This window comes from Nocardia sp. NRRL S-836, assembly GCF_001279525.1.
GTDB lineage: Bacteria > Actinomycetota > Actinomycetes > Mycobacteriales > Pseudonocardiaceae > Lentzea.
In genome coordinates this window covers 718,725-730,870 of record NZ_LGDY01000091.1, presented here as the reverse complement: position 1 = coordinate 730,870, position 12,146 = coordinate 718,725, and the positions used below count along the sequence as shown (strand labels likewise).

The following is a 12,146-nucleotide window of genomic DNA, read 5'->3' as shown; positions in this document are numbered from 1 at the left end:
CGATGCCGCCGTCTCAGACTCGTTCTCCGGGTCGAACCGGTTCGATCCCGGGGGCATCCACGGAAGGCTTCGACAGGGCATGAAACGTCGATCACGCCGCCTCGTCACCGCAGCCGCGGCCGCACTCGCGCTCACCGTCTCGGCCGCCGCACTGTCCGACGAGCCGGGCGCACGTGCCGCCGCGTCCGGGCCGTGCGACATCTACGCCTCGGGCGGCACACCGTGCGTGGCCGCGCACAGCACCACCAGAGCGTTGTACGGCAACTACAACGGCCCGCTGTACCAGCTCAGGCGGACCTCCGACAGCACCACGCGCGACATCGGTGTGCTCAGCGCGGGCGGGGTGGCCGACGCCGCCGCCCAGGACGCGTTCTGCGCCACCTCGGCCTGCGTCATCAGCGTCATCTACGACCAGTCCGGCCGCGGCAACCACCTCACCCAGGCGCCGCCCGGTCACTTCCCCGGTCCCGCGCCGGGCGGGTGGGACAACCTCGCCGACGCCAAGGCCGCACCCGTCACCGTCGGCGGCCGGAAGGCCTACGGCGTCTACATCTCACCCGGTACGGGCTACCGCAACAACAGGACCAGCGGTGTCGCGACCGGCGACCAGCCGGAGGGCATCTACGCCGTCGTCAACGGCCAGCACCACAACCAGTGGTGCTGCTTCGACTACGGCAACGCGCAGACGACCAACACCGCCGACCGGCCGGCCATCATGGAGACCGTCTACTTCGGATCCAGCAAGCAGTGGGGCTACGGCGACGGGCCCGGCCCGTGGATCATGGCCGACCTGGAGTGGGGCCTGTTCTCCGGCGTCAACGCCGGGTACAACCGCAACCCGAGCATCAACCACCGCTTCGTGACGGCGATCGTCAAGGGCGAGCCGAACCACTGGGCCATCCGCGGCGGCAACGCGCAGACCGGCGGCCTGTCGACGATGTTCGACGGCCCGCGGCCCAGCGGCTACCACCCGATGAGGAAGCAGGGCGCCATCCTGCTCGGCATCGGCGGCGACAACAGCGTGACCGGCACCGGCACCTTCTACGAGGGCGCGCTCACCTCCGGCTACCCGTCGAACGCCACCGAGGAGGCCGTGCAGGCCGGCATCGCCGCGGCCGGCTACGCGCCGTCCGGCGGCACCCCGCAGCAGGGTGTGCAGATCGTCGGCGACCAGTCGGGGCGGTGCGTCGACGTGCCGGGCACCGCGAACGGCACCCAGGTGCAGCTGGCGGACTGCCAGAGCGCCGACCGGCAGCGCTTCACCCGCACGGTCGACGGGAGGCTGCAGGTCCACGGCACCAAGTGCCTCGACGCCAACGGTCAGGGCACCGCCAACGGCACCCAGGTGATCATCTGGGACTGTCACGGCGGCGCGAACCAGCAGTGGAACGTCAACGCGAACGGCACCGTCACCGGCGTGCAGTCAGGTCTCTGCCTGGACGCCAACGGCGGCGGCACGGCCGGTGGCACGAAGCTGATCCTCTGGTCGTGCCACAGCGGTACGAACCAGCGGTGGAGCCTGCGGGGGTGAGGATCCGCGTACTCCGCGCTGGACGACGTCGTCTCGTCCTACCCGCCGACGGCGCGATCCGCGCGGAACGCGACCGGATGCCCGACCACCTCGGCGCCCAGGTGGGGTTCGTCCACCTGGGACTGTGACGGGCAGGTGGCCGGCTCAGGGCGTGTGCACCCGGTCGACCTTCACGGTGAGGAGCACGCGCTGCTGCTCACCGCCGCCGAAACCGGGGTAGGGCCGGCCGATGTACTTGTGGGACAACGCGTCGATGTGCTCGCGGGCGCCGTCGGTGGTCATGGCCACGACACTGCCGCGCAGCGCCCAGTAGCGGGAAGGCGCGGCCGGGTCGGCGATGCCGATGGCGATGCGCGGGTCGCGTTGGACGTTGCGGGTCTTCTGGTGGGTCGCCACGGTGTTGATGAGCACGTGTTCGCCGTCCGTGCCCGCCCAGGTCTGGGAGATCTGCGGCGACCCGTCGGGCATCAGCGTGGTGATGAAGCAGATGGCCTTGGCGTTGAGAACCGCGACCAGGTCGTCGGACAGAGCCGTCATGGGGTGTGCCTTCACGTCTTGTCGTTGTAGAGCCGGTCGATGACCGTCTCGTCCGGCTGGTCGCCGGACAGGTCGGCGTGGCGCACGCCCGCGAGGGCGATGCGGAGAGCGCGGCGCCACAGGTGCGGGGTGTGGGTGCGGGAGGCGTCCATGACGCTGCCCACCATCACGTGCACCGCGGCGAAGTCCGCGGGCGTCACCCCCTGCGGCAGCTGACCCGCGCGGACGGCCCGGTCGACCAGGTCGGCCACCAGCGGCGTCATCCGCTCGCGCGCCCGCAGCACCGACCCGGTGGCCTGGTTGCGGCTGCGCAGCAGCTCCCCCAGCCCCCGGCTCTGCGCTTCGATCTCGAGTTGCCGCTCCAGGAACCAGGCGAGCCCGGCCCAGGCGTCCTCGTGCCGCGACGCCTGCTCCGCCAAGCCGATCACCGTGTCGATGTGGTCGCTGAACAGCGCGTCCAGGAGGTCCTGCCGGTGCGGGAAGCGCCGGTACATCGTGCCCATCCCGGTACCGGCGGCGCGCGCGATGTCCTCATAGGACACGTCCAGCCCTTGCGCCGCCATGAGGTCGTACGCGGTGCGCAGCAGCAGCTGGCGGTTGCGCTCGGCATCACGACGCAGAGGAGGAGCCGCTTCGGTCACGTGCCGAAGCCTAGCTAAGTGGAAGAGCTATTCCAAGTTGAAGGTCTCTTCCACTTTGTGCTTGAGCGCACACCCGAACGGCGCGCGAGGTCAGCTCCTCACGCCCAGTTCCCGAGTTCCGCGTCGATGCGGGGATCGGTGCGAACCCACACCTCGCCGGTGGTGGCTTCCGGCGGGGCGTCGACGCGGTCGAGCCCGAGGGTCCCGACCAGTTCCAGGAGGTCGTCCCGGCGTTCGCCCGCCTCCTCGACCGTGTAGCTGTCGAACAGGACGTAGTGCACGTCCCAGCGGTCGTTGTACCCGGAGTCGGCCCAGATCTCGCAGAAGCGGTCCACCGCCTCCTTGTCGAGCGCCGGCACGGCCTGTTCCGGTGCGGAGGCGGCGAAGCCCCTCGCGACGTCCTCGGCGCTCCACGGTCCGGCCTGCGCGACCGCGGCGGGGGTGAAGTCTTTCAGCGCGAGGAAGTTCTCCAGCCGGTCGAGTCCGGTGTCCTCGATGCCCGTGCCGGTCTCCTGCAGGCGGGACACCAGGCCGTCGGCCATGGCGCAGGGACCCGCGAAGGTGAAGATCCCGGTGGCGGCCACGAGGGTGCCGCCGTCGGGGTGCGGGACGTTGAGCGCGGTGCTCGACTCCGGCGCGTTCCGCACGAGGGCGAGGAGGTCCGCCGGTACGCCGTCGTACAACGCGGCCTGCGCGGCGGCGTCGTCGGAGCAGTCGAGCGCGCTGGTGCGGTCGAACGTCACCACCAGGCCCCGGCCGCCGGCGGTGAACCAGGCGTTGACGGCGTCGCCGAAGCCGTAGTGCGTGACCCCGGCAACCGTCGCCGGCTCACGTCCGTCGACGAGGGTCAGCACCTCCAGGCGGCGGCGCAGCTCGCGCGGGTGGGTCCGGCGCAGCACGGACGTGTCGAACTCGGAGCGGAGCTCCTTCCGGCGCCGCTCAGGAGCGTCCGAACCGGAGTCGGCTCGGCGCGCGGCCTTCTCGTGGAGCTGAGCCGAGCGCGCCCGCAGGAGGCTGTCGACGTCCGGCAGCCAGGGGCCGTGGGGGTCGAGAGCGGCGAAACCGCCGCGGACGAAGGTGTCCACCTGCGCGCGGTGGTCGCCGCGGCCGGTGACGACGCGGTACTCGGTCCGCGCGTGCTGCGGGCCCTTGACCCGGCAGACGGCGCGCACCTCGAACAGCAACAGCAGCGCCTCGTCGTTCTCCTCGTCCTCGATGGCGAACGACGTGGTGCCGGCTTCGCGGCGTTCGGCGACGAACTCCAGGAACGCGTCGACGGCGGACCGCGGATCGCCGGGGAGCCACTCCTGCTCGTCGCCCTTGTCATCGCTGAACGTCAGTTGCCTCGTGCCCACGACGAGGCACAGTAGACGCACCGAACCGGTCAGATGCACCGAATCCGGAGGACTTCCCGGACGTCGTCAGGGCCCAGCTCCACCCGGACGGGCGGCCGGTCACGCGAAAACGCTGCTCAACCCGTTCGCGCGAATTCATCGCCCTGACGAGGTACGCCCGTCCGCCTCACCCGGCAGAGTCGCTCACTAGGCCATTAGTGTCACCGGCGAGCAAGGGGCAATTCCGTCATCGACACCGCTCCACTGCTCCAGCGCCACGAGCGCGGTTGTCGAACGAGCAGGTCCGGAGGACTTTTCGCGTTCGGCCCGGCACGTTCCACATGATCACCAGTGACGAAGGAGCTCGTTGATGGAGTTTGCAGCCGAGCTGAAACTCTACTCACGGTGGTTTGGTTCCACTATCAGGCGAGCGCGCCTCACGCGAATAGGCGTCATCGCGGTGATGCTCGCGTTCCTGCTGTCGCCCGCGCCCGTGTTCGCCACCCGCTACCCGCCACGCGTTCAGGTGTTCGTCGCCAACAGCGGCGCCGACGTGACCGCCGTCTACGACACCCGGCTGGGAGAGGTGGTGGCGTCGGTGCCGGTCGGCCACTCCCCGGTCGGGGTGGGCGTCTCGGACAGCGGCGACCTGGTCTACGTGACCAACGAGCTGTCCGACACCGTCTCGGTGATCGACGCCAGGACGTACAAGGTGGTGGCCACCGTGCCGGTCGGGGAGCACCCGTTCGGTGTCGCGGTCACCCCGACCCACGCGTACGTGACCAACTTCGGCTCGGACACGGTCACCGTCATCGACGTGCGGACCAACACGCCCGTGCTGGAGATCCCGGTCGGCAGGTTCCCGCACACCCCGGTGGTGAGCCCGGACGGCAAACGCGTCTACGTCACCAACAACGGCGCCCAGAGCGTGACGGTGATCGACACCAAGAGCCAGAAGCCGATCGCCACCATCCCCGTCGGCCGCTTCCCCGCCGGCATCGACACGAGCCCCAACGGCGACCGCGTGTACGTGGCGAACACCGGCTCGGACACCGTGACCGTGATCGACGCCCGCGACCTCGACCCGATCAGGTCGACGGCGGTCGGCAAGTCGCCCATGGGCGTCTCGGTCACGCCGCACGGCCGGGTGTACGTGGCCAATGCGGGCTCGGACACCGTGTCCGTCCTCGACCGGTCCGGCGGCCCGGTCGTTCCCGCCGTCCCGGTGGCGCAGCAGCCCGAGGGCTCGGCCGCCAGCCCCGACGACAGCTTCGTCTACGTGACCAACACCGCCGCCGGACTGATGTCGATCATCGACGCGGGCACCGGGAAGCTGGTCGCCGCGGTGCCGATCGGCCGTGAGCCGGAAGGAGTGGCCGTGACCTCGTGACCGCGCACGGGGCTACGCGCGACCGGGCTCGGGCTGCACCTTGATGATGTTCGCGGTGTCGAGCACCAGCACGGCTCCGTCGGGCCGCAGCACCGGCACCCACGTGTGCGACGTCAGCGGATCGACCACGTGCACCCCGATGACCACGGCGCGGACGTAGACGCTCGGGTGCATCACGTCGGGGTTGAGGTAGGTGATGACCGCACCGCGGCCGGGACAGGGCTTGGTGGCCATGGCGACTCCCGTGGGTTGGAGGTGCGGGCCGTGGAGAGGTCACACACCTGGAGGTCGCCGGCTGTTCGACGTCACCGGGCGGATATCCCTCGTTGGAGCGCCGAAACCACGTGTGCGCGGCGAGGTTGACCGCCCGGTGTTTGCGGGTGCCGTGGAGTGGTATTCCAGCGTTCCTCCTGGTGGTGCGACCGGCACCGCCGAGGACCTCTCGTCGGTCGAACAGTGCGCCGACACCCGTACGTGATCACTCCGGCGGGTCCGCGCTGTTGCCGTGGCGGATCACGACGGCGGATCACGACGGTGGCCGGGCTCCGCAGGCCGGCGAACACCTCGACGCTCGGGAAAAGACGACATGGACCAGCACACCACCCACGAAGCGCCGACTCTCGTGCACACCACGACCACACGTCACGGCATCCTCGTGGTCCGCGTGGCCGGGACGCTCGACACGGCGCTGAACCAGCACGTGGCGAGCGAGCTCGACGCACTGCTCGACAGCCGGCCCGTCGCGGTCGTGGTCGACCTGCGCGCCGTCGACTTCATGGGGTCGGCGAGCATCGCGATGCTCCTCAACGCCCAGCACCACGCCGGCCGGCTCGGCGTGCCGTTCGCGATCGTGGCCGACAACCACAGCGTCGTGCGGCCGTTGCAGACCAGTCAGGTGTACGGGGTCCTCGCCATGAGCTCGACGGTGGACGAGGCCATCACGGCGGTGCGGCTCGCCTCGGCCTGACTGAGCAGCGGGCCCCGGTGGTCGTCGCGACTCGCCGGCGCGGTCAGGGGTGCAGGCGGCGCGCCAGGCCGGGCCGTATAGACCGCCGGAAGCCGGGTACTCGTGGCGGCATGATGAAACGCGCGTTGTGGGAAGGCCTGGTCGCGGGCACGGCCGGGGTGCTGGTGATGACGCTGGGCGAGAAGGTGGAACAGCGCCTGACCGGCCGGCCGGACTCCCACGTGCCGGCGCGGGTGCTGCAACGACTCACCGGTGCGCGGGAACGGCCCGGTGGCCGGCAGCCGGTGCCGGTCAACCTGGCGATGCATATCGGCCAGGGCGCGCTGCTCGGTGTGCTGCGGTCGGTCATGGCGCACGCCGGGCTGCGCGGCCCGTGGTCCTCGGCGAAGTTCGCCGTGGTCCGCCTCACCAACGACCAGGTCCTGGAGAACGCCACGGGCGTCGGTGCCCCGCCACCCACGTGGCCGCGCGGGGAGCTGGTGGTGGACCTGCTGCACAAGAGCGTCTACGCCTTCGCCACCGGTGTCGTCGCCGACGCCCTGGCCGCCCGCTCCGGCCCCGGGCCCGGACAGCGCCACGCCGCGCTGCGTCCCGGCCGCCACAGCGGAGTGGGACCGCTCCCCCGCAAGCACGCCCGCACCAGGTGACGCGGCCCGGTCTGCCGCGGAACCGGCGTCGTCCCGCACCGTCGCCACGCCTGTGCCGGTTGATCGATCGGTCTTCGGGTACACGGGAGTCATGGCGACACATGACATGACTCCCGATGACGACCTGTCGTCCTACGCGCCGCCGCAAGACACCGGCTCGCCCGACGCCGCCGAGTCCGACCCCGCCGCGCTCAACAGCGCGGAGGACCTCGACGAGGACCGGCTGCGGCTGGACCCGCTCGAAGCGGGCATGGACCCGCCGGAGCGGTGGAGCGGCGTGGACAAGTACGGCATGACGCCGTACGAGGAAGCCCACCCGCGTCCGCTCGCCGACCGGCTCGCGGAGGAGCAGCCCGACGTGCCGGTCGTTCCGGGTGAGCTGGACGAGGAGGTGCTGTCCGAAGCGTCGGAACGCGGACAGCTCGCGGACGAACCCGGCGGGTCGGTGGCCAGCGCGGTCCGCACCCCCGACGAACCGATCTGACCGGTTCCCACGGCGTCCGGTCGATCGGCCGGACGCCGGGGGGACAGAGGGTGTTTGAATGGCGCGGTGACCGTGTACGACCTCGCCCGTGACCTGCCCGCCATCCCGGAGCTGCGCGCGTTGTGCCGTGCGCTGGCCGCGCTGGACGTCGTTCTGGACCCCGGCAGCGAGGACCGCTACCACCGCTACGACACCACGTGGGCACCCGGCCAGGAGCTGGCGTCCAAACAGGACGGTGCGGGCAACGAGTACTCCGTCGTGTTCACGGCCGCGGGCGCGTACGTGCGCGGTTTCGACCACGAGTCGCCGATGAGCCCCTTCGCCACCGACGACGGTGAGCCGTGGCCCGGTGTTCTCGGCTCCGTGCCAGAGGTGTTCCGCGGCTGCGTGGAGGAGCCGGCGTTCTCCGACGAGTTCGGCACGCCGTACGTCACGGTCTGCCTGTGGCGCGAGCACGGCGACACCGCGTGGCGGCACGGAGACATCGACTTCCCCGACGGCCACCACGACCCGGACGGGGCGGACTGGCTGTTCACCCTGCTGACCGACCGCACGCCGGAAGCCTTCCAGGACTGGGCGCGGGACTACTACGACACGCCGGTCGACCTCGACGCGGTGCGGCACGTCTACGCCGGACTGCCGCTGACCGCGGACGTCGTGACGGCGCTCAACCCCGCCACCACCCTGGACGCCGTCGCCGGCCGCGTGGCCGAAACCGGCTACCCGGTCAGCTCATGAGGTCCGTCCGGGCCGAGCGGTGGACGCTGGTCAGCGGGGCCCGGTCGTGAGCGGCACCGACGCCGGGGACCAAGACGCGTCGAGCGGGCGTACTCCCCTGCCGTGACCGCGAGGCCGGTCACGACAATGCCCCGGCGGTCGCGTCAGACCGAGTGCGCCCCGGCCGCCACCTGACCGGGCGCCAGGAACACCACCGGTGGAACGGGAGACGGCCGCTTCACGGCCGCCGCCACCACCGGCTGGGCGGGTGAGGGCCGCTTCACGGCCGCCGCCACCGGCTCACCGATGCGCGGAGCGGACTCCTGCGGCGGAGTTCCCTGCCGCACATCGGGTGCGGCCTCCGCGGTCAGCAGCTCCAGGCCGCGCAGCGCGTGGGCGATGCGCGTCGCCCAGACCGCGTGGTCGCGTTCTCCCGCGGTCTGCGCCCGCAGCGCCGACAGGGTGCCGCGCACCCGCGCGGCCAGCACCGGGTGTTCCGCCAGCAGCGCCCACGCCCTGTCGGTGGCCTTGCCGGTCCACACGAGATGACGGACGTGTTCCACCAGTTCGCTGTGAGGCAGAGCAAGCCACTGCCGCGCCGAGGTCGGATGAGTGAGCACGACGTGTTCCTCTTTCGGTCCAGGTCATCCGGTTGATCGTCACCGGGATGCACTCACCTACCTCTTCCGGTGCCGCCTCAAACCTGTCCATTCACGACTTATGTGATCTCCACCCGATATCGCGAACCGGCCTGGGCGTCTGGCCGAGGTCGTTCCGCGGGATGGCAGGCCGGCTGCACCACCTGCGGCCCGCCGACGTGCCGGGGCGCGACAGCGCGTCCACCGCTGAGGGGCACGGAGACGGTGCCCGCGGTCGCCCAGGTCATCGAGGGATACGGGGAGGAGTCCGGTTCAGACGGTCGGCACGGTCCCGCCGTCGATCACGTACTCGGCGCCCACGATCGCCGAGGCGCGGTCCGACACCAGGAACCCGACCAGGTCCGCGATCTCCTCGGGGTTCGCGAACCGTCCCAGCGGTACTCCGCCGAGGGAGTCGTAGATGGTCTGCTTGGCTGCTTCCCTCGTGATTCCGTTGCCCTCGGCGATCCGGTCCACGAACCGTTCGTACGCCTCGGTCTCGATGCCACCGGGGCTGATCGCGTTGACCCGCACGCCGCGCGGCGCGAGCTCGTTGGCGAGTCCCTTGCTGTAGGTGCGCAGAGCGGCCTTCGCCGCCGCGTACGCCAGGGACGCGTCGTACTGGGGCAGTTCGCGCTGGATCGAGGTGAAGTGCAGCACCACGCCCGCCCCGGACTCGATCATCGCCGGCAGGAGGGCTCGATCGAGTCGCACCGCTCCCAGGAGGTTGAGGTTCAGCTCGGTGAGCCACTGGTCATCGGTGATGACCGCGAACCCACCGGCCGGCGTCGACGCGCCCCCGACGACGTGCACCAGGATGTCGAGTGCGCCACCGGTCTCGGCGATCCGTGCGGCCACCGCGTTGGTGCCCTCGACCGTCATCAGGTCCGCTTCGATGAACCGGTCGGGGTGCTCGTACCCGTCGGGCATCGCTCGCGCCGTCACGTGGACGTCGGCCCCCATCTCCCGGAGCCTCTCCGCGACGGCCTTGCCGGAGCCCTTCGAACCGCCGGTGACCAGCGCCCGGCGACCGTCGAGGCGATCGCGATCCGAACTTGACATGTTCTTCTCCACTGAAGATCGACGTAGCGGGTCAGGCAGCGTGGTTGGCGATGACGAGCTCGGCGACGAGGCCGTCCCGCAACGTGAACCGGTAGTCCAGCTCGGCGACGCCACCCGGGAAGGTGCCCTCGAGCCGCACGGTCACCACCCAGTGGCTGTCGTCGTCGCGGCGAGCGCCGATCTGCTCGGTCGTGTACTCGAACTCGGACCCGGCGTCCCGCAGGAACGCGTGGACCTCCTCCCGGCCGTGGAAGGTCTCGTCCTGGTCGACGACCACCGCGTCCTCGGTGAGGAACGACGAGGCGGTGTCGGCGTCGCGGACGACGTGGGCGGCGAAGAACTCGCGCACGGTGTCCGGGAGAAGGTCGGTGTGCTGTGTCATGAGCCCACCGTGCGGCCTCGCGGCGCGGGAGGGTCAAGCCGTGGACCCTCCCCCAGGGGGAGAGTCCACAATGACGGGGTGCTGACCATCGGGGAGTTCTCGCGCCTGACCCACCTGAGCGTGCGGACCCTGCGCCGGTACCACGAGGCGGCCCTGCTGGAACCCGCCGTGGTGGACGAGGCCACCGGTTACCGCTACTACGGCCTCGACCAGATCCCGACCGCACAGGTCATCCACCGGCTCCGCGAGCTCGACGTCCCCCTGAGCGACGTGCAGCGGATCCTGCGGACCCCCGACCCCGGTGTCCGGGCGGCCCTGGTCGCGGACCACCTGCACCGCCTGGAGGACGTGCTCGACCGGACCAGGGCCGCGGTCGTGTCGCTGCGGCGCCTGCTCCGGCCCGACCCCGCGCCGATCGACGTCGAGCTGCGTGCGGAACCCGCCAGGACGGTCGCGGCGGTGGAGGCCGTGGTCGCGGGCCGCGACATCCCGGCCTGGTACGCGGGCGCGATGGCCGAACTGGAGGCGGCCGTCGGCGCCGCCGCGACCGGACCGCCGGGCGGCTGCTACGACAACGCCCTCTTCGAACAGGAACGCGGTCACGCGCTCGTCTACCTGCCGACCGCCGCACCACCTCGCACCGGACGCGTGCACCCCGCGGTTCTCCCGGCCGTGGAACTGGCCGTCACCACCCACGTCGGCGAGCACGACGGCGTCGAGGTCACGTACGGCGAGCTCGGGACGTGGGTGGTGGAGAACGCGATGTCGGTGGCCGGACCGGTGCGGGAGGTCTACGTCGTCGGCCCTCGTGACGCGAGCGATCCCGCTGCGTGGCGCACCGAGATCGGCTGGCCGGTCTTCCGCGTCACGTGAAGCGGTCCGTGCGGGGGCTTGGACCAACCCCTTCACGCTCGCGGCCGCCAGATCCGTTGCCGCACAGGGGGAATCGGGACTAGGCGTGTCCTGCGGATCTTTCTCATGATCGTGTGCAGATGATGGTGTGGTCGGACGTGGTGAGCTGACGGACAAAGCCTGGGCTGCGCTCTCGCCGTTGCTGCCCGCGCAGAGCGGGCAGCGCGGTGGCCGGTGGCGCAGCCACCGGCAGGTGACCACCGCGATCCTGTGGAAGGAACGCAGCGGTGCTCCGTGGCGTGACCTGCCCGAACGCTATGGGCCCTGGAAGACCGCGCATGAGCGGCTGCGGAAGCGGACCGCGGACGGGACGTGGGACCGGATCCTCGATCACGTGATCGTCAAAGACGACTCACTCGGGACACTCGAGGACAACGTGGCGTTCGTCGTCAGCGTCGACGCCACGAGTGTCCGGGCGCACCAGCACACAGCCGGCGCCCGGAAAAAAGGGGCTGCGCGGACTGGATCGAAGCCCTCACCATCGACGGCGAATGCCTCGGACGCTCCTGCGGAGGGCTGACGACAATCCGCAGCTGCTGCCGCTGCTCGACGATATCCGCGACATCGATGTGGACGGGCACCGCGTGCGGGTCGGGAGGGTGATTGCCGACAAGGCCTACGCCCACCCGAGCACCCGCACCGCGTTACGGCGGCGGCGGATCAAGGCCACGATCCCCGAACGCGTTGACCAGATCGCCCACCGCAAGGCCAAAGGCTCGGCCGGTGGCAGGCCACCGGCCTTCGACCCAGGCCTCTACAGGCTTCGCAACATGGTCGAGCGCTGTTTCAACCGCCTCAAGCAGTTCCGCGGTCTGGCCACCAGGTTCGCGAAACGAACCGCCTACCACCGAGCTGAGATCATCCTCGCCTGCATCGTTCTCCACCTCAGGTGAAGATCCACAGG

15 protein-coding genes and 1 pseudogene are annotated in these 12,146 nt (G+C 70.8%); 9 read left to right on the top strand and 7 right to left on the bottom strand.

Annotated features, from left to right (window positions below):
* Window positions 1–79: 79 nt before the first annotated feature.
* The gene (locus ADL03_RS14115) at window positions 80–1,531 is read left to right on the top strand and encodes an arabinofuranosidase catalytic domain-containing protein (RefSeq protein WP_053733807.1); all 1,452 of its coding nucleotides are present in this window, start codon (window positions 80–82) and stop codon (window positions 1,529–1,531) included.
* Entirely contained in the window at window positions 1,528–1,659 is a 132-nt protein-coding gene (locus tag ADL03_RS50200) for a hypothetical protein (RefSeq protein WP_255353358.1), read from the top strand. The genes ADL03_RS14115 and ADL03_RS50200 overlap by 4 nt, the downstream gene beginning before the upstream one ends.
* 16 nt (window positions 1,660–1,675) lie before the next feature.
* On the opposite strand, the gene ADL03_RS14110 is transcribed toward ADL03_RS50200, so the two are convergent.
* The 3 genes from ADL03_RS14110 to ADL03_RS14100 form a co-directional block, all read right to left on the bottom strand.
* Entirely contained in the window at window positions 1,676–2,083 is a 408-nt protein-coding gene (locus tag ADL03_RS14110) for a PPOX class F420-dependent oxidoreductase (RefSeq protein WP_231641826.1), read from the bottom strand.
* Window positions 2,080–2,709, bottom strand: coding sequence for a TetR/AcrR family transcriptional regulator (locus ADL03_RS14105; RefSeq protein ID WP_197288311.1), 630 nt, complete (start codon window positions 2,707–2,709; stop codon window positions 2,080–2,082). Before ADL03_RS14105 ends, ADL03_RS14110 begins: the two co-directional genes overlap by 4 nt.
* 98 nt (window positions 2,710–2,807) lie before the next feature.
* Complete coding sequence (locus tag ADL03_RS14100) at window positions 2,808–4,064, bottom strand: DUF6357 family protein (protein ID WP_053734006.1); 1,257 nt, start codon at window positions 4,062–4,064, stop codon at window positions 2,808–2,810.
* A gap of 442 nt (window positions 4,065–4,506) precedes the next feature.
* On the opposite strand from ADL03_RS14100, the gene ADL03_RS14095 reads away from it, so the two are divergent.
* Complete coding sequence (locus tag ADL03_RS14095; RefSeq protein ID WP_197288310.1) at window positions 4,507–5,433, top strand: beta-propeller fold lactonase family protein; 927 nt, start codon at window positions 4,507–4,509, stop codon at window positions 5,431–5,433.
* Window positions 5,434–5,445: 12 nt separating this feature from the next.
* On the opposite strand, the gene ADL03_RS14090 is transcribed toward ADL03_RS14095, so the two are convergent.
* A complete protein-coding gene (locus tag ADL03_RS14090; protein ID WP_053733805.1) occupies window positions 5,446–5,667 on the bottom strand; it encodes a hypothetical protein in 222 nt (73 codons plus the stop codon).
* A gap of 352 nt (window positions 5,668–6,019) precedes the next feature.
* Here ADL03_RS14090 and ADL03_RS14085 point away from each other — a divergent pair, with 352 nt between their 5' ends.
* From ADL03_RS14085 to ADL03_RS14070, 4 genes are all read left to right on the top strand, one after another.
* A complete protein-coding gene (locus ADL03_RS14085) occupies window positions 6,020–6,400 on the top strand; it encodes an STAS domain-containing protein (protein ID WP_053733804.1) in 381 nt (126 codons plus the stop codon).
* A gap of 110 nt (window positions 6,401–6,510) precedes the next feature.
* Entirely contained in the window at window positions 6,511–7,047 is a 537-nt protein-coding gene (locus ADL03_RS14080) for a hypothetical protein (protein WP_053733803.1), read from the top strand.
* Window positions 7,048–7,138: 91 nt separating this feature from the next.
* A complete protein-coding gene (locus ADL03_RS14075) occupies window positions 7,139–7,531 on the top strand; it encodes a hypothetical protein (RefSeq protein ID WP_231641823.1) in 393 nt (130 codons plus the stop codon).
* A 66-nt stretch (window positions 7,532–7,597) separates the two neighbouring features.
* Window positions 7,598–8,269 (top strand): hypothetical protein, encoded by a 672-nt coding sequence (locus tag ADL03_RS14070; protein WP_053733801.1) that lies wholly within the window; start codon window positions 7,598–7,600, stop codon window positions 8,267–8,269.
* Window positions 8,270–8,412: 143 nt separating this feature from the next.
* On the opposite strand, the gene ADL03_RS14065 is transcribed toward ADL03_RS14070, so the two are convergent.
* The 3 genes from ADL03_RS14065 to ADL03_RS14055 form a co-directional block, all read right to left on the bottom strand.
* Complete coding sequence (locus ADL03_RS14065) at window positions 8,413–8,868, bottom strand: hypothetical protein (RefSeq protein WP_157528588.1); 456 nt, start codon at window positions 8,866–8,868, stop codon at window positions 8,413–8,415.
* Window positions 8,869–9,159: 291 nt separating this feature from the next.
* Window positions 9,160–9,948 carry an SDR family oxidoreductase gene (locus ADL03_RS14060; protein ID WP_082373145.1) on the bottom strand — a complete coding sequence of 263 codons (789 nt, stop codon included), beginning with the start codon at window positions 9,946–9,948 and terminating at the stop codon, window positions 9,160–9,162.
* A 31-nt stretch (window positions 9,949–9,979) separates the two neighbouring features.
* Window positions 9,980–10,330: a nuclear transport factor 2 family protein gene (locus ADL03_RS14055; RefSeq protein WP_053733799.1), complete on the bottom strand. Its 351-nt coding sequence runs from the start codon at window positions 10,328–10,330 to the stop codon at window positions 9,980–9,982.
* Window positions 10,331–10,408: 78 nt separating this feature from the next.
* On the opposite strand from ADL03_RS14055, the gene ADL03_RS14050 reads away from it, so the two are divergent.
* The gene (locus ADL03_RS14050) at window positions 10,409–11,203 is read left to right on the top strand and encodes a MerR family transcriptional regulator (protein ID WP_053733798.1); all 795 of its coding nucleotides are present in this window, start codon (window positions 10,409–10,411) and stop codon (window positions 11,201–11,203) included.
* A 178-nt stretch (window positions 11,204–11,381) separates the two neighbouring features.
* Window positions 11,382–12,135, top strand: a pseudogene (locus ADL03_RS45320) (IS5 family transposase).
* Window positions 12,136–12,146 lie beyond the last annotated feature (11 nt).